Source organism: Klenkia soli (assembly GCF_900103975.1).
Taxonomy (GTDB): Bacteria; Actinomycetota; Actinomycetes; order Mycobacteriales; family Geodermatophilaceae; genus Klenkia; species Klenkia soli.
In genome coordinates, this window is record NZ_FNIR01000002.1 from 250,785 (window position 1) to 272,686 (window position 21,902).

Annotated in this window: 17 protein-coding genes; 4 read left to right on the top strand and 13 right to left on the bottom strand. The window is 71.6% G+C overall.

Annotated features, from left to right (window positions below; all coding sequences use genetic code 11):
- Positions 1 to 31: 31 nt before the first annotated feature.
- The 3 genes from BLS67_RS04100 to BLS67_RS04110 are packed head-to-tail and all read right to left on the bottom strand — an operon-like array spanning position 32 to position 2,287.
- Entirely contained in the window at positions 32 to 958 is a 927-nt protein-coding gene (locus BLS67_RS04100; RefSeq protein ID WP_207500249.1) for an oxygenase MpaB family protein, read from the bottom strand.
- Positions 959 to 981: 23 nt separating this feature from the next.
- Entirely contained in the window at positions 982 to 1,398 is a 417-nt protein-coding gene (locus BLS67_RS04105) for an anthrone oxygenase family protein (protein WP_207500251.1), read from the bottom strand.
- 19 nt (positions 1,399 to 1,417) lie between these two features.
- Positions 1,418 to 2,287, bottom strand: coding sequence for an SDR family NAD(P)-dependent oxidoreductase (locus BLS67_RS04110; RefSeq protein ID WP_091240172.1), 870 nt, complete (start codon positions 2,285 to 2,287; stop codon positions 1,418 to 1,420).
- 59 nt (positions 2,288 to 2,346) lie between these two features.
- Here BLS67_RS04110 and BLS67_RS04115 point away from each other — a divergent pair, with 59 nt between their 5' ends.
- Positions 2,347 to 5,721, top strand: coding sequence for a pyruvate carboxylase (locus tag BLS67_RS04115; protein WP_091240174.1), 3,375 nt, complete (start codon positions 2,347 to 2,349; stop codon positions 5,719 to 5,721).
- 82 nt (positions 5,722 to 5,803) lie between these two features.
- Positions 5,804 to 6,013: a hypothetical protein gene (locus BLS67_RS04120; RefSeq protein WP_091240179.1), complete on the top strand. Its 210-nt coding sequence runs from the start codon at positions 5,804 to 5,806 to the stop codon at positions 6,011 to 6,013.
- Positions 6,014 to 6,021: 8 nt separating this feature from the next.
- Here the strand turns inward: BLS67_RS04120 and BLS67_RS04125 are convergent, their stop codons facing one another.
- The 6 genes from BLS67_RS04125 to wrbA all read right to left on the bottom strand — a co-directional run bounded on the left by BLS67_RS04125 (position 6,022) and on the right by wrbA (position 13,084).
- The gene (locus BLS67_RS04125; RefSeq protein WP_091240182.1) at positions 6,022 to 8,340 is read right to left on the bottom strand and encodes a putative bifunctional diguanylate cyclase/phosphodiesterase; all 2,319 of its coding nucleotides are present in this window, start codon (positions 8,338 to 8,340) and stop codon (positions 6,022 to 6,024) included.
- A 70-nt stretch (positions 8,341 to 8,410) separates the two neighbouring features.
- Entirely contained in the window at positions 8,411 to 9,307 is an 897-nt protein-coding gene (locus tag BLS67_RS04130) for an isocitrate lyase/PEP mutase family protein (protein WP_207500253.1), read from the bottom strand.
- Between the two features lie 67 nt (positions 9,308 to 9,374).
- On the bottom strand, positions 9,375 to 10,427 hold the full coding sequence (gene rutA, locus BLS67_RS04135) for a pyrimidine utilization protein A (RefSeq protein ID WP_091240186.1): 1,053 nt from the start codon (positions 10,425 to 10,427) through the stop codon (positions 9,375 to 9,377).
- 28 nt (positions 10,428 to 10,455) lie between these two features.
- Positions 10,456 to 11,826, bottom strand: coding sequence for an MmgE/PrpD family protein (locus tag BLS67_RS04140; protein ID WP_207500256.1), 1,371 nt, complete (start codon positions 11,824 to 11,826; stop codon positions 10,456 to 10,458).
- 41 nt (positions 11,827 to 11,867) lie between these two features.
- Positions 11,868 to 12,473 carry an isochorismatase family protein gene (locus BLS67_RS04145; RefSeq protein ID WP_091240191.1) on the bottom strand — a complete coding sequence of 202 codons (606 nt, stop codon included), beginning with the start codon at positions 12,471 to 12,473 and terminating at the stop codon, positions 11,868 to 11,870.
- Entirely contained in the window at positions 12,470 to 13,084 is a 615-nt protein-coding gene (gene wrbA / locus BLS67_RS04150; RefSeq protein WP_091240195.1) for an NAD(P)H:quinone oxidoreductase, read from the bottom strand. Before wrbA ends, BLS67_RS04145 begins: the two co-directional genes overlap by 4 nt.
- An 88-nt stretch (positions 13,085 to 13,172) precedes the next feature.
- Here wrbA and BLS67_RS04155 point away from each other — a divergent pair, with 88 nt between their 5' ends.
- A complete protein-coding gene (locus BLS67_RS04155; protein WP_207500258.1) occupies positions 13,173 to 13,874 on the top strand; it encodes a FadR/GntR family transcriptional regulator in 702 nt (233 codons plus the stop codon).
- A 152-nt stretch (positions 13,875 to 14,026) separates the two neighbouring features.
- Here the strand turns inward: BLS67_RS04155 and BLS67_RS04160 are convergent, their stop codons facing one another.
- The 4 genes from BLS67_RS04160 to BLS67_RS04175 form a co-directional block, all read right to left on the bottom strand.
- Positions 14,027 to 15,151: a helix-turn-helix domain-containing protein gene (locus BLS67_RS04160; RefSeq protein ID WP_091240201.1), complete on the bottom strand. Its 1,125-nt coding sequence runs from the start codon at positions 15,149 to 15,151 to the stop codon at positions 14,027 to 14,029.
- Positions 15,148 to 15,804, bottom strand: coding sequence for a hypothetical protein (locus BLS67_RS04165; RefSeq protein WP_091240205.1), 657 nt, complete (start codon positions 15,802 to 15,804; stop codon positions 15,148 to 15,150). The genes BLS67_RS04160 and BLS67_RS04165 overlap by 4 nt, the downstream gene beginning before the upstream one ends.
- A gap of 625 nt (positions 15,805 to 16,429) precedes the next feature.
- Positions 16,430 to 18,103 (bottom strand): hypothetical protein, encoded by a 1,674-nt coding sequence (locus tag BLS67_RS04170; protein ID WP_091240210.1) that lies wholly within the window; start codon positions 18,101 to 18,103, stop codon positions 16,430 to 16,432.
- A 232-nt stretch (positions 18,104 to 18,335) separates the two neighbouring features.
- Positions 18,336 to 18,917 (bottom strand): TetR/AcrR family transcriptional regulator, encoded by a 582-nt coding sequence (locus tag BLS67_RS04175; protein WP_165617460.1) that lies wholly within the window; start codon positions 18,915 to 18,917, stop codon positions 18,336 to 18,338.
- A gap of 85 nt (positions 18,918 to 19,002) precedes the next feature.
- Between BLS67_RS04175 and BLS67_RS04180 the strand changes: the two genes are divergently transcribed.
- Positions 19,003 to 21,876 (top strand): aminotransferase, encoded by a 2,874-nt coding sequence (locus BLS67_RS04180; RefSeq protein ID WP_091240217.1) that lies wholly within the window; start codon positions 19,003 to 19,005, stop codon positions 21,874 to 21,876.
- Positions 21,877 to 21,902 lie beyond the last annotated feature (26 nt).

The window sequence follows — 21,902 nt, forward strand, 5'->3', positions numbered from 1 at the left end:
CACGCCGCCGGCGCCGACCACCTGCCGATGATCAACTCGCCAGGGAGGCCGCCCAGGCGGGAGCCGGGCCCGTGCCCAGACGCCACCGGGCGGCTTCCTCGCTCGGGCTGTGCGAGCCCAGGGCCAGGCTCAGCGCGCGCAGCTGGGCCTCGGTGACCAGCAGCTGGGCGCGGTCGAGCGGGTTGCGCGATCCGCGCCCGGGCACCCGGGCCAGCGGCGCGATCGTGGGGGACACCAGCCGCGCCGCGCCGCCGGAGAACCCGGCGTAGACCAGCCGCTCGGGCGGGGACAGCCCGGGCGGGGCCTGCAGGAACGCCAGCAGGTCGTCGGGCACCGGCTCCAGCACCGGCCGGTAGCCGCGGATCGCCTCGGCGAGCTCGGCCCGGGTGGCGGGCAGGTCGGTGGCGCCCAGCCGCTCCGCGGTGCGGGCCCACTCGCGCACGTAGTCGTCGCCCCAGCGCGGGCCGAACCGGCTCATGTCCCGGCCGACGGCGGTCTGGGCGGCCAGGAAGGCGTCGGTGAAGGCCAGGTGCACCCAGCGCAGCAGGTCGGGGTCGCCCGCGGAGTAGCTGCGGCCGTCGTCCAGCGTGCCCTTCACCCGGCGGTGCATGCCGCGCACCCGGGCGGACTCCCGCTCGGCCAGCTCCGCCGAGCCGAACGTGCTCACGACCAGCCAGCGGGCGGTGCCGGCCAGCCGCTTCCAGGGGTCCTCGCGGTAGGCCGAGTGCCGCTGCACCCCGGCCAGCGCGAGGGGGTGCGCGCCCTGGCCGAGCAGCGCGGCGACCCCGCCGACGAGGGTGGAGAGGTCGCCGTGCACCCGCCAGACCACGCCGTCGGGGTCGAACCAGCCGTCGCCGCTGCCGACGGTGCCGATCTCGCGCACCCAGTCGGGCGCCCCGGTCGGGTCGCCGGAGACGCGGCCACGGAACGCGGACCGCGCTGCGGAAAGAGGATTCACCACCCCACTGTGCGGGATGGCGCTCAGCCGAGCAGCAGGAGGACGGCGGCGGCCCCTGCGGCTGCGGTGCGGAGGGTGTTCCACCGCGTCCACGCCCGCAGGTAGGCCGGCCAGGTGATCGGGTCGCGCTCCAGGCGGTCGTTCAGCGGCACGTTGGCCGCGATGGTCACCCCGACGGTGCCGGCCAGGTAGAGCCCCGCGCCGACCCGCGGCACCACGCCCGGCCCGACCACCAGGACGGCGACGCAGGCGGCCGCCGTCCCGAACAGCAGAACCATCAACGGCGGCCGGACGGCGGTCACGTTCACCGCCCGCATCGCCGCGGCGCCGTCCGGGGCAGGCAGGCGGCCGAGCGCCGGCATCACGAGCCCGCTGAACGCGAAGAACACCCCGCCCACCAGCGCGCAGCCGACGGCCGTGAGGGTGCCCAGCAGCTCCACGCCGGCACCGTAGCGGTCCTCAGATGTCGCGCCAGGGGCCCGTCGCGGCGTTCTCCTGCGGCTTCGACTCGAAGACGTTGCCGTCGGTGGGCGGCACCGAGTCCTTCGACATCCCGAAGACCTTCAGCAGCGGGCCGACGAGGGCGTCGAACACCGGCGGCGCCACCCGGTACCCCAGGATGATCAGCGGGTTCGCGATGCCGGACTGCCGCAGCCGCCGCGGCCGGTCGACCGCGGCCAGGACCGCCCGGCCCACCCGGCGCGGGGAGTAGACCGGCGGCGGCGGGTGCCCGGTGTTCCCCAGCACGGTCGCGGCCTGGTAGTAGATCGGCGTGTTCACCCCGCCCGGCGAGACGGCCGAGACGTGGACGCCCGGCACGTCCCGGGTCTCCTGCTGCAGGGTGCGGACCAGCCCCAGCTGGCCCCACTTGGCGGTCGCGTAGGCGCCCATCGTGGGCGCGGTGATCGAGGCCAGCAGCGAGCTGACGACGACGAGGTCGCCGCGGCCCTGCCGGCGGAAGGTGGCCAGCACCGGGCGGGCCAGGTTCGCCGTCCCCTTGATCGCGGTGTCCACGACCTGGTCGAACACCTCGGCGGGGAGGTCCTCGACGTCGCCGTAGGCCATGACGGTGGCGGCGTGCACGACGAGGTCCAGCGCGCCGGCCCGCTGCACGACGGCGGCCACGCCGGCGCGGTCGTTGACGTCGCAGGGCTCGACGACGACGTCGGCGGCACCGGCTGCCCGGCACTCCGCGGCGGTCTCCTCCAGGGCCGACCGCCCCCGGGCGAGCAGCACCAGCGAGGCCCCGTCGGCCGCGAGCAGGAGGGCGGTGGCGCGGCCGATGCCGCTGGAGGCACCGGTCACGAGGGCCGTGCGGGGAGAGGTCACCGTCCTGTCGTGCCCTCCCGCTACGGTGCGCACACCCGTCGCCGTCCCCGGGAGTGCCCGTGTTCCAGAAGGTCCTGGTCGCCAACCGCGGGGAGATCGCCGTCCGGGCGTTCCGCGCCTCCTACGAGCTGGGGGCCGGCACCGTCGCCGTCTTCCCGCACGAGGACCGCAACTCGGTGCACCGGCTCAAGGCCGACGAGTCCTACGAGATCGGCGAGCCCGGCCACCCGGTGCGCGCCTACCTCGACGTCTCGGCCATCGTCACCGCGGCCCGCCGCGCCGGGGCCGACGCCGTCTACCCGGGCTACGGCTTCCTGTCCGAGAACCCCGACCTGGCCGCGGCCTGCGCCGACGCCGGCATCACCTTCGTCGGTCCCAGCGCCGCGGTGCTCGAGCTGACCGGGAACAAGGCCCGTGCGATCGCCGCCGCGAAGGGCGCCGGGCTGCCGGTGCTGGGCTCCACCGACCCGACCGACGACGTCGACACCCTGCTCGAGCAGGCGCGTGGCATGGCCTACCCGCTGTTCGTGAAGGCGGTCGCCGGCGGTGGCGGCCGCGGCATGCGCAAGGTGGACGACGAGGGCGCCCTGCGCGGGTCCGTCGAGGCGGCCATGCGCGAGGCCGAGTCGGCGTTCGGCGACCCCACGGTGTTCATCGAGCAGGCCGTGGTGAACCCGCGGCACATCGAGGTGCAGATCCTGGCCGACACCCAGGGCAACGTGATCCACCTCTTCGAGCGCGACTGCTCGGTGCAGCGCCGGCACCAGAAGGTCATCGAGCTGGCCCCGGCGCCCAACCTCGACCCGGCCCTGCGCGAGCGCATCTGCGCCGACGCCGTCGCCTTCGCCCGGGCGATCGACTACACCTGCGCCGGCACGGTCGAGTTCCTGCTCGACGAGGCGGGCAAGCACGTGTTCATCGAGATGAACCCGCGCATCCAGGTCGAGCACACGGTCACCGAGGAGGTCACCGACGTCGACCTCGTGCAGGCCCAGCTGCGCATCGCGTCGGGGGAGTCCCTCACCGACCTGGGGCTGTCGCAGGACACCGTCCAGCTGCGCGGGGCCGCGCTGCAGTGCCGCATCACCACCGAGGACCCGGCGAACGGCTTCCGCCCCGACACCGGCCGCATCACCGCCTACCGCTCGCCGGGCGGTGCCGGCGTGCGGCTGGACGGCGGCTCGTCGATGGGCGCCGAGGTGGGCGCCCACTTCGACTCCATGCTGGTCAAGCTCACCTGCCGCGGGCGCGACTTCGGCGTCGCGGTGGCCCGGGCCCGCCGGGCGGTGGCCGAGTTCCGCATCCGCGGCGTCTCCACCAACATCCCGTTCCTGCAGGCCGTGCTCGACGACCCCGACTTCCGGGCCGGCCGGGTCACCACCAGCTTCATCGAGGAGCGGCCCGAGCTGCTCACCGCGCGGCAGTCCGCCGACCGCGGCACCCGGCTGCTGGCCTACCTGGCCGACGTCACGGTCAACGCCCCGCACGGCGAGCGGCCGCACCTGGTCGACCCCACCGACAAGCTTCCCGCCGTCGAGCTGGTGGGCACCCCGCCGGCCGGTTCGCGGCAGCGGCTGCGCGACCTGGGTCCGGTGGGCTTCGCCGCCGACCTGCGCGCGCAGACCGCCCTGGCGGTCACCGACACCACCTTCCGCGACGCCCACCAGTCGCTGCTGGCCACCCGGGTGCGCACCAGGGACCTCCTGGCCGTCGCCCCGCACGTGGCGCGCACGGTGCCGCAGCTGCTCAGCCTCGAGGCCTGGGGCGGGGCGACCTACGACGTCGCGCTGCGCTTCCTGCACGAGGACCCGTGGGAGCGGTTGGCCGCCCTGCGCGAGGCGGTGCCCAACATCGCGTTGCAGATGCTGCTGCGCGGCCGCAACACCGTGGGCTACACGCCCTACCCGACCCAGGTGACCACCGCGTTCGTGCACGAGGCCGCCCGCACCGGCATCGACGTGTTCCGGGTGTTCGACGCCCTCAACGACGTCTCGCAGATGCGGCCGGCGATCGAGGCCGTGCGCGAGACCGGCACGGCGCTGGCCGAGGTGGCGCTCTGCTACACCGGCGACCTCTCCGACCCCGCCGAGCAGCTCTACACGCTGGACTACTACCTGCGGTTGGCCGAGCAGATCGTCGGGGCCGGCGCGCACGTGCTGGCGATCAAGGACATGGCCGGGCTGCTCCGCCCGCCGGCCGCGGCCACCCTGGTCACCGCGCTGCGCGAGAACTTCGACCTGCCCGTGCACCTGCACACCCACGACACCGCGGGCGGTCAGCTGGCCACGCTGATGGCGGCCTGGCAGGCCGGGGTCGACGCCGTCGACGGCGCCGTGGCGAGCATGGCGGGCACCACGTCGCAGCCGCCGCTGAGCGCGATCGTCGCGGCCACCGACCACACGCCGTACGAGACCGGCCTCGACCTGGCTGCGGTGAACGACCTCGAGCCGTACTGGGAGGCCGTGCGGCGGGTGTACGCGCCGTTCGAGTCGGGCCTGCCCAGCCCCACCGGGCGGGTGTACACGCACGAGATCCCCGGCGGGCAGCTCTCGAACCTGCGGCAGCAGGCGATCGCGCTGGGCCTGGGCCAGCGGTTCGAGGAGGTCGAGAACGCCTACGCCGCGGCCGACCGGCTGCTCGGCCACCTGGTGAAGGTCACGCCGTCGTCCAAGGTGGTCGGCGACCTCGCGCTGCAGCTGGTGGGCGCCGGGGTCGACGTCACCGAGTTCGCGGCCGAGCCGGGTCGGTTCGACGTCCCCGACTCCGTCGTCGGGTTCCTGCGCGGTGAGCTCGGCGACCCGCCCGGCGGGTGGCCCGAGCCGTTCCGCAGCAGGGCGCTCGAGGGCCGCCGGGCGGCCGAGCCGGCCGCCGAGCTGACCGACACCGACCTCGCGGGCCTGCGCGACGCCCCCCAGCCCACGCTGAACCGGTTGCTGTTCCCCGGGCCCACCAAGGAGTTCGAGGCGCACCGCGAGACCTACGGCGACACCTCGATCCTGCCCAGCAAGGAGTTCCTCTACGGCCTGCGGCGGGGCACCGAGCACGCCGTCGACCTCGAGCCCGGGGTGCGGCTGCTGATCGGCGTCGAGGCGGTCGGCGAGCCTGACGAGCGCGGCATGCGCACCGTGATGTGCACGCTCAACGGCCAGCTGCGGCCGGTCAGCGTGCGCGACCGCTCGGTCGACTCGCAGGTCAAGGCCGCCGAGAAGGCCGACCGCGCCGACCCGGGCCAGGTGCCGGCGCCGTTCGCCGGCGTGGTCACGCTGCAGGTGGCCGAGGGCGACCAGGTCGCGGCCGGAGACCCGCTGGCCACCATCGAGGCGATGAAGATGGAGGCCGGCATCACCGCCCCCCGGGCCGGCACCGTCTCCCGCGTCGCGATCGGCCGGGTCCAGCAGGTCGAGGGCGGTGACCTGCTCGTCGTGGTGAATTGAGTGTCATAACAGGCCGGATCGGTCCGGACAGGGCACCCTTCGATCACGCCACACCGAGTGGTGTGCTGTCGAAAGGTGCTCGATGACCGCCACCGCGTTGGATCCGCTCGGCCACGTCCTGGGGCGGCTGCAGCGGCTGCTGGGGGTGGGTGTGCCGGCCGAGGACCTCGCGGTCAGCGTCGTGACCCGGTTCCTGACCGGTGACGAGCCGACGTGGCTGCGACGGTGCACCGAGGAGGTCCGGCTGGACGTGCTGACGGTGCACGGGGTGCTGGCGGCGCGCCGCGGCTGAGTGAGCGGTCAGCTCCCGACCGTCGCCGGTTCGACACGGGCGGGCGGCGGGGTCTGCTCGGCCAGCCAGGTCGTCCAGTCCGCCAACGGCATGGGCCGGCCGGTCAGGTACCCCTGCACGGTGTCGCAGCCCAGCTCGACCAGGGCGTCCAGGCCCTCGGGGTCCTCGATGCCCTCGCCGACCACCCGCAGGCCCAGGTCGTGGGCCAGGGCGATGCTGTGCCGGGTGATGGCCGCCGCGGTGGGGCTGGTGGCCAGGTCCTGGGTCAGCGAGCGGTCGAGCTTGAGCTCGTCCACCGGCAGCTGGTGCAGGTAGGACAGCGAGCTGTACCCCGTGCCGTAGTCGTCGATGGCGATGCCCACGCCCATCTCCCGCAGCCGGCCCAGCACGTCGGCGACCCGCAGCGGGTCGAGCATGAGGGTGTCCTCGACGACCTCGACGGTGAGCGCCCACGGCGGCAGGCGGTGCGCCAGCAGCAGCTGGAAGACCCGGTCGGGCAGGCGGCGGTCGCCCAGGTCGGTGGCCGAGAGGTTGACCGAGACCGGGACGGGGGTGTGGTGCCACCAGGTCGCGGCGGCGGCCACGGCCATGCCGAGCACGGCGTCGCCGAGGGCCGGGAGCAGCCGGCCGTGCTCGGCGGCACCCAGGATGTGGTCGGGGCCGAGCATGCCGCGGGTGGGGTGGGCCCAGCGGACCAGGGCCTCGCAGCCGGCGACGGTGGTGACCCGCCCGCCGCGGGCGACCGGGCACGCCGGGGCGACGTGCAGCTGCGGCTGGAACCAGAGCACCAGCTGGCCCTCGGCGATCGCGGTGTCCAGCTCGCCGGCCAGCTGCAGCCGGGAGACCTCGACCTCGGGCTGCTGGTCGGTCACGTGCACCACGACGGCCTCGGCCCGGCGCTTGGCCTGGGTGAGGGCGTCGTCGGCGCGGCGCAGCAGGGTGGCCGGGGCGGAGGGCTGGCCGGCCGGGGCGACGGCGACCCCCACGCTGGCGGTCAGCCGCACGCGGGTCCCGCCGACGTGCATCGGCAACCGCAGCCGGGCGGCCATCTCGTCGGCCACCGCACGGGCACCAGCGGGCCCGGTGCCGGGGAGCACCAGGGCGAAGGTGTCACCCTCCAGCCGGACGGCCACCCGCCCGGGGGGCTCCTCGTCACCGGTCAGCCGCGCGGCCTGCAGGCGCAGCACCTCGTCGCCGGCGGCGTGCCCCAGGCCGTCGTTGACGTCGTGGAAGCTGTCGAGGTCGAGCAGCAGGAGCGCGGTGGGGACGTCGTCCGGCAGCCCGGCCAGCGCCGCGTCCAGCGTGCGCCGGTTGCCCAGCCCGGTCAGCGGGTCGGTCAGCGCCTGGGCCCGCAGCTCGTAGAAGTTCTCGGTCGCGCGCAGGGTGAGCACGGTGCGGACGGCCATGGAGACCAGCGCGGCCACGGCCAGCAGGACGGGGACGGCGCCGAGGGGCGCCAGTGCGCTCCACGTGAGCACCAGCAGGGCGGCGGTCGACCCGCCCAGGGGCAGGACGATGCGACGCACCTCGAGCCGCAGCCGCCACGACTGCTCCCGGATGGTCCACTCCGGGGGGCAGCGGTGGGCGGCCCAGGCGAGCAGCACCGGGCCGGTGACGTAGAGCAGGTCGGTGGGGGCGCCGTTCCCGCCGGCGAGGTACTGGCCCAGGTCGGCGACCAGCTGGAGGCCGACGGCGAGCGCGGGCAGCAGCACGCTGCGGAAGGAGCCCACCACCGAGCCCAGGCTGGCCAGCAGGGCGAGCAGCAGCAGGTCGGCGGCGACGTAGCCGAGGGCCAGCAGGGTCGCCGCGTCCGCGTCGTGGACCGTGGAGAGCACGACGGCGAGGGCGAGCGCGAGGGCGCCGAGACCGGTGGTGAGGCCGTCCACCCACACGGTGGGGTGCGGTCGCAGCCGCAGCCGCCGGAGGAGCAGGAACGGCATGCCGACCAGCGCCAGGTAGCCGACCCCGTAGAGGCCGTCCGCCCAGCTCGGCTCGAGCCCGGAGGGCGGGTCGGCCGCGTAGGCCAGGTTGGCCGAGGTGAACAGCAGCATGACGGCGGCCAGTGCGGTCCAGACGGGTGCCATCGTGGTCGCCCGCACGGCGGCGCACCCGGCCACCACGGCGCACGTTGTGGCGAGCACGCCGAACGCGACGGGGACGGCGGGGTCGTCCCACACGCCCGACAGGTCGGCGGCGAACACGGACCCGACGACGACGAGCAGCGCGAAGCCGGTCGCCGACCAGACGGCGACCCGGCTGGCGGTGAGCCACCCGGGGTGCTGGCGCCGGCGGCCGGTACGCGGAGCCGTGGCCGCCCTCTCCTGCATGACCCGACCATCGGCAGGACCCGGCGCTGGGTGGAGTCCCTCCACCGACGATCACCCGGCCGGGGTGGGGTCAGCCGGCGAAGCGGGCCTCGTCGGCGCGCAGCTCGGGCAACCCGATGGTCTGCAGGAACCCGTCGAAGTCACCCATGGTGGCCCCGGCGGTCGAGGAGGTCTGCTTCAGCGTCGACAGCACGGCCTGCATGGCGTGCGAGGCGGCCAGCAGGGTGCTGATCGGGAACAGCACGAGCGAGAAGCCCAGCTCGGCGACGGTGTCCATGGTCAGGCCCTCGGTCTGGCCGCCCTCGACCCAGTTGAAGAGCAGGTGGTGGCCCTTCAGCTCGGTGGCGACCAGCTCGACGTCCTCGGCGGTGCGCGGGGCCTCGACGAACAGCACGTCGGCGCCGGCGTCGGCGAACCGCAGCGCCCGGTCGATCGCGGCCCGGGTGCCCTCGACCTGGGCGACGTCGGTGCGGGCGATGACCACGAGGTCGGGGTCGGTGCGGGCGGCGACGGCGGCCCGCACCTTGGCGACGGCCTCGTCGGCGTCGATCACCGCCTTGCCGGTCATGTGCCCGCAGCGCTTGGGCGAGACCTGGTCCTCCAGCTGCAGCCCGGCGACGCCGGCCTGCTCGTACTCGCGCACGGTGCGGACGACGTTGAGCGCGTTGCCGTAGCCGGTGTCGGCGTCGGCGATGAGCGGGACCTCGACGGCCTGGGCCATGCGCCGGGCGTTGTCGGTCATCTCCGCGCCGCCGAGCAGCCCGATGTCGGGGCGGCCCAGCAGCGAGGCCGAGGTGCCGAAGCCGGTCATGTAGACGACGTCGAACCCGGCCTGCTGCACCAGCCGAGCGCTCAGGGCGTCGTAGGCGCCCGGGGCGATCAACGGGCTGCGGGTGTCCTGGGCGGCGGCCAGCAGCTCGCGCAGCCGGGCGCGCGGGTTGGTGCGGGGGGTGACGAACGAGGTCACGCGGGGTCCTTCCAGGAGGTGGGCCGACGGGGCTCCGCACGGGGGAACGGGAGCCCCGTCGGCGGCATCAGCCGAGCAGGGGCTTGACCTTCTCGCCGAAGGTCTTCACGCCCTTCTCGAAGTCGTCGAAGGTGAACATCATCCCCTTGACCCCGGGCATCTTCGCCACCTCGTCGATCTGCCGGGCGACGGTCTCGGGCGAGCCCACGAGGGTGGCCATGTTGAAGTTGACCGCCCCCTCGGGCAGGTTGATCGTCCGCGCGGTGCCGCCGGAGTCGGCCGAGGTGTCCTTGGACCCCTCCTCGTTCATGTAGCCGAGCGCGGCCAGGTCAGCGCCGTCGTGGTAGCTCTTCCACTTCGCCTGGGCCTCCTCGTCGGTGTCGGCGATGATCGCCATGAACAGCGGCAGCGACCCGACGTCCCGGCCGGTCTTCGCAGCGGCCGCGGCCAGCTTCTCGGTGGGCTCCCGGTAGGTCTCGGGGGTGTTCACGCCCGGCGAGAGGATGAAGTTGTAGTCGCCGTGCTCGGCGCAGAACCGCATGCCGCGCTCGCTCTGGCCGGCGCAGACGATGTCGACGTGCGCGCTGGGCCGCGGCGACAGCTTGCAGTCGGTCATCTGGAAGTACGTGCCGTCCAGGTCGCAGGTGCCCTTCTCCCAGAGGTCGCGCAGCACCTGCACGTACTCGGTGGAGTAGTCGTAGCGCTCGCCGAAGTACTGGTCGCCTGGCCACAGGCCCATCTGCGAGTACTCGCCCGAGGCCCAGCCCGACACGATGTTGACGCCGAACCGTCCGGGCGCGATCGAGTCGATGGTGGTGGCCATGCGGGCCACCAGGGCCGGCGGCAGGGTGAGGACGGCCGTCGATGCGTAGAGCTTGATCGTCGAGGTGACGGCGGCCAGGCCGGCCATCAACGTGAACGACTCGAGGTTGTGGTCCCAGAACTCGGTCTTCCCGCCGAACCCGCGCAGCTTGATCATCGACAGCGCGAAGGCGAAGTCCTGCGCCTCGGCCTCCTGCACGATCCGCTTGTTCAGCTCGAAGCTCGGCATGTACTGCGGAGCGTTCTCGCTGATCAACCAGCCGTTGTTGCCGATCGGGATGAAGACGCCGAAGTCCATGCCTGCTCCTCTGGGTGGAAGGGGTGGGTCAGCCTGCTGCGCAGGCTTCTGCGAAGTCGCGGGCGGAGCCGCCGTCCCCCAGGGAGAGGACGGCGGCGAGCACGCGTTCGGTGGTGGCCTCGTCGGCGACCGGGGCCATCGACCCGCGGTACTTGGTGACGACGTCGGCGTCGCTGAGCGGTCGGTCGGCGTGCCCGCGGTTGACCTGCTCGCGGTGGGTGAGCACCCGGCCGTCGGTCGTGATGATCTGCACCCACCCGGAATAGGCCCGCGGGAAGGCGCTCTCGTCGTCGGGCACGACCTCGACCTTGCGGGCCAGGGCGAGCACCTCGGGGTCGCGGAGGGCCTCGTCGGAGAGCTCGGCGAGGGTGAACCGGCCGCGGGCCAGCGCGGTCGAGACGATGTAGGGCAGCGAGAACTTGGCGTCGTACTCGTCGCGGGGTGCCCACTTGGCGGCGGCGGGCTCGCACACGACCTTGCCGGGGGTGGGGTGGATCGCGCACCGCACGGCGGCGACGTCATCCGCGGTGAGGCCGTGCTCGGCGCGCAGCAGCAGGACGGCGTCGGCGAAGGCGTGCGCGAAGTGGCAGACCGGGTACGGCTTCACGGCCGTCTCGGGGGTCTCCCACCGCTCGCCGAGGCCGTCGGCGACCAGCTCGGGGTGGGCGTCGCGGCCGGCCAGGTGGGTGGCGAACAGGCCGAAGCGGCCCTCGTAGACCGCCTCCGGACCGGTCCAGCCGGCCCTGGCGAAGGTGGCGGCGGTGATGCCGCTCTGCGCGGCCCAGCCGGGGTGCAGGCGCTTGGTCCAGGAGCCGTCCTCGAGGAACTCCAGCAGCCCGGCCGCCATCGAGCCGACCACGCCCTGCGCGGCGACGAGCTGGTCCGGGCCGAGCCCGAGGATCTTCCCCGCGGCGACGGCGGAGCCGAAGGCCCCGGCGACGGCGGTGGGGTGGTAGCCCAGGTCGTGGAAGTGGCCGGCCCCGGCCAGCCCGACCCGGGCGGCCACCTCGACGCCGAGGATGTAGCCCAGCAGCAGGTCGCGGGCCGAGGCGTCGGCCGCCACGGCGGCGCTCAGGGCGGCGGGCAGGGCGGAGGCCGACACGTGGGTGACGGCGCCGATGTGGGTGTCGTCGAAGTCGAGGCCGTGCACGAGCACGCCGTTCAGGACGGCGGCGTCGCGCGCAGGCAGCCGGGTCTTGCTGCCCAGCACCGGGACGTCGCCGGCGCCGAAGCTGCCCAGGGCGTCGGCGGCGACGTCGGCGAAGGGGTGGGCCGACGCGGCGAAGGCCAGGCCCACGGCGTCGAGCACGAGGTGGCGGGCGCGCTGCAGCACGGGGGCGGGGACGTCGTCCCAGGTGGTGCGGGCCACGACGTCGGCGACCTGGCGGGCGATGCTCATCGGTGGGCTCCCTCCTGTGACGGCGACCATAGGTCAGACGTTTAACGCTGTGAAGACCTCACGGTCCGGAACCAGTCGTCGGTGCTCGGGACGACGTCGGCGTACCGGGCGTCGAGGTCGACGAGTGCGGCGTCGTGGATGGCCGTGGACCGGTCGGCGACGGCGTCGGCCAGGACGACGGGGGCGTAGTCGAGCGAGGCGGCGTCGACGACGGTGGCGCGCACGCAGCCGGCGGTGGTGAACCCGGCGACGGCGAGGGTGTGCACGTCGAGGTCGTGCAGCAGGTCGTCGAGCTCGGTGCGGACGAAGCCCGAGGCGCGCTTCTTGGTGACGACCGGCTCGCCGTCGACGTACCCGACGCGGGGGTCGAACTCGGCGAGCTCCGCCCCGGGGCGCAGCTGCTTCAGCGCGGGGGCCTTCGTCGTCCAGACCGGGCCGAGCTCGGCGTCGTCGTCGAAGAGAACCCGCAGCCAGACGACGGGGACGCCGGCCTCGCGGGCGGCCGCGGCGGCGCGTCCGCAGGCCTTCGCCGCAGCGTCGACGGCGGGGTCGAGGGTGAAGAGGTTCTGGCAGTCGACGAGGACCAGCCCGGGCCGGTCGGTGGTGTCGAGCCGACCCATGCCGACCCGGACGGCCTCGGCGGTCATGCCTCGAGCCCGGCCGCGACGAACCCGGCGAACGTCGCGAGGCGGACGCCCTGGAGGCGGCAGGCCTCGATCGAGACGTCGTCGGGGGCGGCGCCGGAGCGGGAGACGAAGGAGCCGCCGTAGGGGTTGCCCGACTCCTTCATGAGGTGGCGCTCGCCGTAGCCGAGCGGGAGGACCAGCGAGCCCCAGTGGTAGAGCACGTTGTTCATCGCCAGGATCGTCGACTCCAGGCCGCCGTGGCCGGTGGAGGCGCTGGTGAACGCCGTCCCGACCTTGTCCGCCAGCTTGCCCTGGAACCAGAGCCCGCCGGTGGTGTCGAGGAACTCCTTGAGCTGGCCGGCGGGGAGGCCGAACCGGGTGGGGCTGCCGAGGGCGATGCCGTTGGCCCACTCGAGGTCGTCGAGGGTGGCGGTCTCGTACCGCGCCTCGTCGACGAAGGCCTGCCACTTCGGGTTGGCGGCGATGGCCTGCGGGGGTGCGAGCTCGGGGACGATGCGCACCCGGACCTCGGCGCCCTGCTCCTCGGCACCCCGCCCGATGGCCTCGGCCATGGCGGCCAGGTTGCCGGTGGAGCTGTAGAAGACGACGGCGACGCGGGGGGTGACGGGCACGGCCCCATCAAAGTGTCAGACGATTGGCGTCGTCAACGCCTGAGGTGTCAACACCGTGTGAACCCGTTCCGCTGGCACACTGCGCAGCGTGACCGGGCCCGCGTACGCCGTGCTGGCCGGGAACATCCGCGCCCGGATCGTGAGCGGCGAGCTGGCCCCGGGGGAGCGGCTGCCCAACGAGCAGGAGCTCTCGGCCGAGTTCGGGGTCGGGCGGTCGACCGTGCGCGAGGCGTTGCGGTCGCTGGCGTCGCAGGACCTCATCCAGACCACGCGTGGGGTGGCGGGGGGCAGCTTCGTGAGCGTGCCGACGGCGGCGCACCTGTCGGCCCACCTGGAGACGGGGGTGGCCCTGATGGCGGCCGCCGAGCGGGTGACGGTCGGGCAGCTGATGTCGTTGCGTCACCTGCTCGAGGTGCCGGCGGCCGGTGAGGCGGCTCGGCACCGGACGGACGAGCAGCTGGAGGACCTGCGGCGAGCCGAGTTCGACCCGGCGACTGCGGTCGGCGAGGCGACGTATGCGGCGAACCAGGACTTCCACCTGGTGCTGCTGCGAGCCAGCGGGAACCCGCTGCTGGAGGTCATCACGGCGCCGCTGTTCCGGGTGCTGGCGACGCGGTTCGGTCGCGACCACGCGCCGGACGGGTTCTGGGCGTGTGTGGCGGACGACCACGCGGAGCTGCACGACCTCGTCGCTGCTCGGGATGCGGACGGTGCTGTCACCGCCATGCGGCGCCACCTCGACCACCTCACCGGCGCCTACCAGCAGATGGACCGGTTGAGCCGGGGCTGAGTACTGTTCGGGGCTGTATCTGACTTATCACCAGTCGTGGTGGCTCCAGCGCTGAGAGCCTCAACCAGCGGCCCATCTGGGCTGTGAACACTCTGAACTCGATGTGAGGTCTCCGCCTTTCGGGTCGATCACAGCCAGGGGGACCCCTAACGTTATGCCTGTCCGCCGCGAATGACCCGTAGGCCCGTGGGCCCATTCAAAACTGCGCCGCCTTGATTGCCTCCTGCAATGGCCACCGGCACGAGCCCGAACACGTGACGGTTCAACTCGTCCTGGGTGATGTTCAACTGTCCAGCGACTTCAATGGGCAGAAGATCCTGACTGCGAAGCGCTTTGAAGACCTTGGCGAGTAGCTGAGAGGTCTCGGGGACGATAGCGCCACGCGGTTCGCTGCTTCGGTAGCCCATCTGCGACAGCCGAACGCATAGGTCGCGATAGCCCCACTCGGACAGGAGGTCCAGCTCATGGAGACGGTGGGTCAAGGCCATCGCCGCCACCTTCCAATGGCGCTTGGCTTTTAAAATGTGGTCAATCGAAGCATTGCGGAGACCCGCACCGAGCACGCTTTGCCGCGGCATTAGAAACGCCGCCGCGAAGGCCTGTGCCTCCTGTTCGGCTGGTTTTCCATGAGGAACCTCGTCGCCGCAGTGCAGGACCAAGTGACCCAACTCATGGGCCGCATCGAAGCGGCGCCGCTCTCCCGTCTTGGACGTATTTAGGAAAACGTAGGGGGCATCGTTGAGTTGGAAGCTATAGGCGTCCACGCTGGCGACGTCGGTTGCAAGCGAGAAAACGCGAACGCCGTGCGCCTCCATCAGGTGAACCATATTCGAGATCGGGGCCAGCCCTAGGCCCCAGCGCTCACGTACGACCGCCGCTGCGCGCTCGGGGTCGTATCCCTCCAGAGTGGGCAGGTCGGGCCCGGGCAGGCGAAAGCGCTGGTCGAGCCATTCGGCCAGATCCATCGCAATTGCACCTGCCGCGGTCGCGGAGTCGCGCTGTCGGGCGGTCATCTTGCTGAGAGCTCGAAAGCTGACCGCGTCGACGGGAACGAAGTCGATGTCGCTGGCAGCGAAGAATGACGGCGGCATTTCAAGAGCTTTCGCGAGCGCCTCGATGTTGTGCGGCAACGGGTCAACCTCGCCCCGCTCCCAGCGCGCGACGGTTCTTGCGGCAACCTCCACAGCCTGTCCGAGGGCAGTCTGCGAGAGTCCTCGCCGCTGCCGCGCCAGGGTGAGCCGCGCGGGATTGAAAGAACTTGGGGGGTCCTGGGTCATCGAGGCTCGACAGGCACGACGATTCCGCCGCCTTCCTCGTCACCGTCGTCGATGATGGGCTCATCGGCTATGCCGCCGTCGTTGCTCAGCGGCGGGAGAATGTATCGCTGGTGCCAGTCGGTGATGAAGCCGCGGTGGTTGATCGCGGCAGGGAGTGACAGCTCCGCCCGAACCTCCTCGCGATCGGCGTACTGGAGAAGGAGCCAAGTCTCCAGTGGGCGGATGGGCTCCTCGTCTTCGTCCAGCTCGTCGAAAAACGTCATCTGTTCGTTATTTCGGGCCACCGCGACGGCGGTCCGCTCGCCCTTGGGCCACTTGGTCGTCGGGTATTTTCGGGCCAGCATGAACGGCACGCCGGTGACGGGATTGCCCGCGGCGCAGACGATGGCCAGGCCGCGCTCTCGGTGGATGACCTTCGAGATGAGGTCCGTGTCGTTGGGCTCGTACCCCAGCGCTGAGAGCGCCTCCCGGGTGTACGCGACGCTGTGCATCCACCGTGCCATTCCGGACGCGGCGGGAGGGTAGAGACCCCCTGCATAGCTACGGGCCGCAGCAGCTGCGCGCGCGACAACCGCATCGCGCAGGAAGGCGGCGGTGAAGCCGAACTTTGACACCATCTGGTCGGCCGACTGCTCGTACGCGAACTCGGGCATGCTGCACCGTTCCTCGCCTAGTGTCTGCTTTTCTTACCTCATCTGAGGTAAGAAAAGCAGACAGGCGCCCTTCTGTCCACCTGCGTGGCCTGTGGGACGGCGCGGCGCCGCACAGAGCAACAGTGGGAGGACCTGCGCCGGGCGGAGCTAAGTTCGACCCCCCGTTGCAGGTGGGTGGGGCAGCCTACCTCCCGGGTGCTGGGGACCTGGGCCGGGCGCGACCTTGCGTCGGACGGGTTCTGGTCGTGCGTGGTCGACGACCACGCGGGACTGCACGACCTGATGGCCCGACGGTGCCCTTGTCGCCATGCGGAGGTACCTGGACCACTTGACCGGCGCCTACTGGCAGATTGACAGCCTCACTCGTGCGCAGGACCAGAGTCCTCGCTAGGAACACCTGTGAGGATGGGCAACTGCCGAGCTGTAGGGGTCGGCTTGCGTACCCGTCTAGTTCGAACGGGCTGCTTGGCAACAGTGTGCAACTCGGCTTTTTCGACGGGGCTTATCCACTGCTCGGCGACCGTTTGCAGCATCCGGGCGGCTGGACTCAGTAGTTGATAGGGAGTCTCGGCCAGCCGGCGAGCAGATATTGTCGCTTGGATACTTAGCCAGTTTTCAGGCGAGGTCACGATGCTGCTCCATCTCGGTTTTCGGCCTGCTGCTCGTTTAAGTCAGGCGAGGTGCCGGTGGTGGACGAATCCTTTATTGTCGATTTCGCTAGCAGGTCAGCCGAAACTGCGACCGCCACAACTACAGCATCTTCCTGTTCTCGCACGGCCAATTCGCTCCAGGCGATTCCTACGGGAACTGAGTTCGCCGGGTCGTGGCGATTTATCGTCGACCCAAGTTTCCTCTTACCGGCAGTGAAAACCTCATCGTAGCGACTGGGACCAAAACCCAAGAATGCCTTGAAGGGGATCTTGTCACCCGCGGAACGGCTGCCCCCTTCTAAGGGTGGCCGGGTGTCGATCAAGTCGGCATACATGTCTCCGGCCAGGCTTTTAGGGTACGGCTCAACATATTGCACCTCGGACACACCCGCACCGACAATGAACTTCGTACACTCGTGACACGGAAAAGTAGTTGTATACAGCTTAGAATCCTGTATAGCCGTGCCCGTCCTCGCTGCTTCGACGATAGCTGCCTGCTCGGCATGCAAGCATCGTGTGAACTCGATCAGGGATTTGGCTCGCGTTCCGTCAAGTAGTGACTTGCCATCTTCGCCAGGCTTTCTGGCCTCTTTTAGGACTGCCGCACCACCCGCTTGGTTTCTGGCGGCGGTGAAGAAGTTCGCCTTGGCTAGACGGTCGAAAAGCTCACGAATAACGCTTTCGGTGTAGGCCGGATTCGGATCCGTACCCGACTGAAAGTCTCGGAAGTCCGGGATGTCACCTTCTCGGAATTGCCCTCCGCCAGGTCTGGGGACCTCATTTGTGCCGACGATGACAGGCGATCCAGCGGGAGGGACAATGGCGGCCCCGACCTGACGACCGACGGCCGCTGACCTTAAGGCGGCTGCGCTCGCAAATCTCATGGCCTCTTCGTCGGCGGACGGCGAAATGAACGGCGAGTCGAAGGCTCCGGACAGAAAACGATCAAGCCCGTCTGTCCATGGTCGCCCTCGATTGACGGCTAGATAAAAGTCGGATTGAGCGAATGTATCGCGGACATTCTGACCGTGCTTGGCATCCACGTCGGCTTCGTCGCGGTCGATTAAGCTTTGCGCTCGGCCCAGTGGTGCGCTATCGAACGTTTTATCCGCCTCGCCGAGTACTCGAGCCAGATTTCGAATTCTTTCGTCCCCATCCTCAACTATCGATATTTGCCAGTAGGCGGCGCCGTAGACATTTCGTAGTAATTGAGCTTCGCGGGGGTGCTTTAGGCTGTCAAAGATGTACGCAATCGGAGGTGGGTCCGTAAGTGAACCCTCGTCGATCGCTTTTGAGCGGCGCGCTTGTCTGTGTCTGGCGACGTATGCGATAGCGAGCGCTGCTAATGCACTATGGTCCCCTGCCTCCTTGCGCAGGCGATCGCCGGCATCCATCCGGAGTTTGTGATAGTCGGGATTGTCGCGACTCGGAAGGGGAGAGCCAAAGTTCAAGTCATCTAGGAGGCCGGCAAGGTGCGCCCGTTCCGTGCTGTAGCCGTATGTCGTGAGCTTTCCTTCTAGGGACTCGCGAACCTCTTTGTTGCTGCTACCAAGCGGTGCAACGAGCCCGATGAAGAGGTCATGGCGCTGACGGTCCGCTTGGGCGAGTTGCTGCAGGCTTCGTTGTGGACCGCTCGACCCGTCGACCATGACGTCCTCCCAAGCTTCTTCGAGTCAGCAGTATGACTGGGCGCACCGACAGGCTGGGCGGATTGACGGGCGGTCTAGGTCGTCTTGTGAGGCTTGCGGTTCCAACGTGCGCTAGGAGCGGGTCCGCTGTGGGCGTGCCTGCCTGCACGCCGTGCTCGCGCGCGTAGCGCCAGCTGGGGTCGTGCGCAGGTCGTGAAGTCTCCGATTGCTCGTCGAGGGTCAGTCGGCGTGATCATCGAGCTCCTCGCAGGCGTGACAGGACGCTGCGCACCACGTCGCGTTGGGTCGGTCCCGGTTCGTCGGCGAGGCTGTCGACCTCCAGACCGGAGATGACGGCGAGCAGCAGGCGGGCGTCGATCTCCGGGTCCGCTGACCCCAGCGCGGTCATCGCCTCGACCATCTGCGCCCGCAGGCTGCGCAGCCACCCCGCCGTCGACTCCTGTAGCGCGGGCCGGCGGGCCGACTCGACCATCAGCTCGTACTCGGTGATCAGCTGCCGCCGGCGCACCGTGCAGCCCTCGACCACGAAGTCGGCCACCGCGTCCGCCGCCTCGTCGGGCGTCCCGGCGCCCACGCGGCGGATCATGGCTGCCATTCGCTCGCCCTCGATCTCGGAGTGGCGAGCGAACGCGGCCTCCACCAGCTCGTCCTTGCCGGCGAAGTAGTAGCTCACCGCCCCCAGCGGCGCCCCGGCCTCGGCGGCCAGCCCGCGCATCGACAGCCCGGCCAGGCCGTCGCGGGCGATGATCCGCAGCGTCGCGTCGAGCAGCTCGATCTTGCGCGCGGCGCCCTTGCGGCTCGGCGGCTCGGTCACGTCGTCCATCCTGCCTGGGCCTTGTGGCCCACGGTCCCGTTGTGCTCAACTTGGACGTTCGTCCAATTCTGAGTGGAGCACGAGCATGGCGCTGTTCGACTTCTTCGCCGCACCGGCCCTGCCCGTGCCCACCGTCGACCACGCTGGTGCCGCCGCCCTCGGGTCGCAGCTCACCGGTCGCCCCGTGCAGGCCCACGAGCTGGGCAGCCAGCAGGACGCCAACTTCCTGCTCACCGACGGCGACGACGTGGTCGGCGTCCTCAAGATCGCCAACGTCGGGTTCGGCGACGACGACGCCGATGCCCAGGACGCCGTCGCCGACCACCTCGCCGCCGTCCTCCCCGACCTCCGGTTCGCCACCGCGCTGCCCGGCACCCGCGGTCACCTCGACCAGGCCGAGGGCACCTGCACCGCCCGCGTGCTGCGCCACCTGTCTGGCGGCACCCTGCATGGCTCCGGTCACCTCGCCCCCGTCGTCGTGACGGAACTCGGCCGGATGGCCGGGGAGGTCTCGGTCGCCCTGCGCGACGTCGACCACCCCGCCCTGCGCCGCACCCTGCAGTGGGACCTGCAGCACGCCGCCCGCGCCCTGGACGTCCTCGCCGACCACGTCACCGACCCGACCGACCGCGCCCGTGTGCAGCAGGTGCGCGACGAGGCCTGGCCGTTGATCCCCGACGGCCTCCCGCAGCAGGCCGTGCACGGCGACCTCACCGACGACAACGTGGTCTGCCGCGACGACGACGGGCTGAGCATCCCCGACGGCGTCATCGACTTCGGCGACGTCGTCCGCACCTGGGCCGTCGGCGAGCTGGCCATCACGATCTCCTCGCTGCTGCACCACGAGGGCATGACCCCGGTCGGCGCGCTGCGGGCCGCGGTCGCGTTCCACCAGGTGCGCCCGCTCAGCGAGGCCGAGGCCGACGCGCTGTGGCCGCTCGTCGCGCTGCGCGGCGCCGTCCTCGTGGCCAGCGGCTACCAGCAGACCGGTCTGGACGGCGACGCCAACCAGTACGCCATCGCCGGTCTGGAGCAGGAGCGCCGCATCCTCGCCGCGGCCGTCGCCGTCCCGCTGCCGGTCATGCAGCAGGCCACCCGGCTCGCGCTCGGCCTGCCCGCCGAGCCCGCCGCCCTGCCCGCCGGGCACGGCTCACTCGCCCGCCCCGGGGACGTCACCCTGCTCGACCTCTCGGCCGAGTCCGACGACCTGGACGGCGGCCGCTGGCTCGAGCCCGGCATCGAGGACGACCTCGCGGCCCGCGAGCACACCGCAGTGGCCCGGGCCATCGAGCACCGCGCGACCCGCGCCGTCCCGCTGTCCCGCACCGCCCCCGCCACCGTGCCGACCGGTCTCCACCTGTGGACCTCAGCGCCATTGGAGCTCACCGCCCCCTGGGCCGGGCGCGTGCACCGCGACGGCGACGCGCTGGTCGTGACGGGTGCGTCGCACGTGCTCCGGGTCGAGAGCGCCGATCTCGCGGCCGGCCCGGAGGTGGCGGCCGGGCAGCCGCTCGGCACGGTGCCGCCGCGCACCCGGGTGCGGATCACCGTGACCACCACGCCGGACGTCGTCCCGACGTTCGTGACCCCCGAGCTGGCCGCCCCGTGGCGGGGCGTGGTCTGCGATCCCGCGCCCCTGCTCGGCCTCGACACCGTGGACGACGACCCGCACGCCCGGGCCCGTGAGCTGCAGGAACGGCGCGAGGTGAGCCTGGCCGAGGTGCAGGAGCACTACTACGCCGCGCCGCCGCAGATCGAGCGCGGCTGGCGCGAGCACCTGCTGGCCACCGACGGTCGCGCCTACCTCGACATGGTCAACAACGTCGCCGTCCTCGGGCACGGCCACCCCGGCTTCGCCGATGCGGTCGCCACGCAGCTGCGCCGGTTCAACAGCAACTCGCGGTTCCACTACCGGGCCGTCGTCGAGTTCGCCGAGAAGCTGACCGCCACCCTGCCCGCGCCGCTGGACCAGGTCTTCCTCGTCAACTCCGGCTCCGAGGCGGTCGACCTGGCGCTGCGCATCGCGATGGCCGCAACCGGCCGGCGCGACGTCTGGGCGGTGGGGGAGGCCTACCACGGCTGGACCTACGCCTCCGATGCCGTCTCCACCTCGATCGCCGACAACCCCAACGCCCTGGACAGCCGGCCCGACTGGGTGCACGTGCTCGACACCCCCAACCCCTACCGGGGCAAGCACCGGGACGGCGACGCCGCCGCGTACGCCCCCGAGGCCGTGACCCGCATCGACGCCCTGGCCGCCGCCGGCACGCTGCCCGCCGGGTTCGTCGCCGAGCCGGTGTACGGCAACGCGGGCGGCATGGCGCTGCCCGAGGGCTACCTGGCCGCCGTCTACGGGGCGATCCGCCGGCACGGCGGGCTGGCCATCGCCGACGAGGTGCAGGTCGGCTACGGGCGCCTGGGCCACTGGTTCTGGGGCTTCGAGCAGCAGGGCGTCGTCCCCGACGTCGTCGCCGTCGCCAAGGCGATGGGCAACGGGCACCCGCTGGGCGCCGTCATCACCTCGGCAGCCGTCGCCGAGCGGTACCGCACGCAGGGCTACTTCTTCTCCTCGGCCGGCGGCAGCCCGGTCTCCAGCGTGGTCGGGACGGCGGTGCTCGACGCGATCCGCACCGAGCGGCTGCAGGAGAACGCCCGCGAGGTCGGCGACCACCTGCACGCCCGGCTGCGCGCGCTGGGCGAGAAGCACGAGGTGATCGGGGCCGTGCACGGCTTCGGGCTCTACTGCGGCGTCGAGCTCGTGACCGACCGGACGACGCGCGCCCCCGCCACCGCGCTCACCGGCCGGTTGTGCGACCGGCTGCTGGAGCTGGGCGTGGTCATGCAGCCCACCGGCGACGGCCAGAACATCCTCAAGGTCAAGCCGCCGCTGGTGCTCACGCGCGAGTCCGCCGACTTCTTCGTCGACGCCCTCGACCATGCGCTGACCACGGGGGTCTGAGCGCGTTTCCGCGGAAACGCCTTCCC

What these genes read in the sequence shown, in the direction of transcription:
- BLS67_RS04120 (WP_091240179.1), top strand. Translation starts at nt 5,804, where the DNA reads ATGACCGCCACCGCGTTGGATCCGCTCGGCCACGTCCTGGGGCGGCTG.
- BLS67_RS04125 (WP_091240182.1), bottom strand. Translation starts at nt 8,340, where the DNA reads ATGCAGGAGAGGGCGGCCACGGCTCCGCGTACCGGCCGCCGGCGCCAG.
- rutA (WP_091240186.1), bottom strand. Translation starts at nt 10,427, where the DNA reads ATGGACTTCGGCGTCTTCATCCCGATCGGCAACAACGGCTGGTTGATC.
- BLS67_RS04140 (WP_207500256.1), bottom strand. Translation starts at nt 11,826, where the DNA reads ATGAGCATCGCCCGCCAGGTCGCCGACGTCGTGGCCCGCACCACCTGG.
- BLS67_RS04145 (WP_091240191.1), bottom strand. Translation starts at nt 12,473, where the DNA reads ATGACCGCCGAGGCCGTCCGGGTCGGCATGGGTCGGCTCGACACCACC.
- BLS67_RS04160 (WP_091240201.1), bottom strand. Translation starts at nt 15,151, where the DNA reads ATGACCCAGGACCCCCCAAGTTCTTTCAATCCCGCGCGGCTCACCCTG.
- BLS67_RS04165 (WP_091240205.1), bottom strand. Translation starts at nt 15,804, where the DNA reads ATGCCCGAGTTCGCGTACGAGCAGTCGGCCGACCAGATGGTGTCAAAG.
- BLS67_RS04170 (WP_091240210.1), bottom strand. Translation starts at nt 18,103, where the DNA reads ATGGTCGACGGGTCGAGCGGTCCACAACGAAGCCTGCAGCAACTCGCC.
- BLS67_RS04180 (WP_091240217.1), top strand. Translation starts at nt 19,003, where the DNA reads ATGGCGCTGTTCGACTTCTTCGCCGCACCGGCCCTGCCCGTGCCCACC.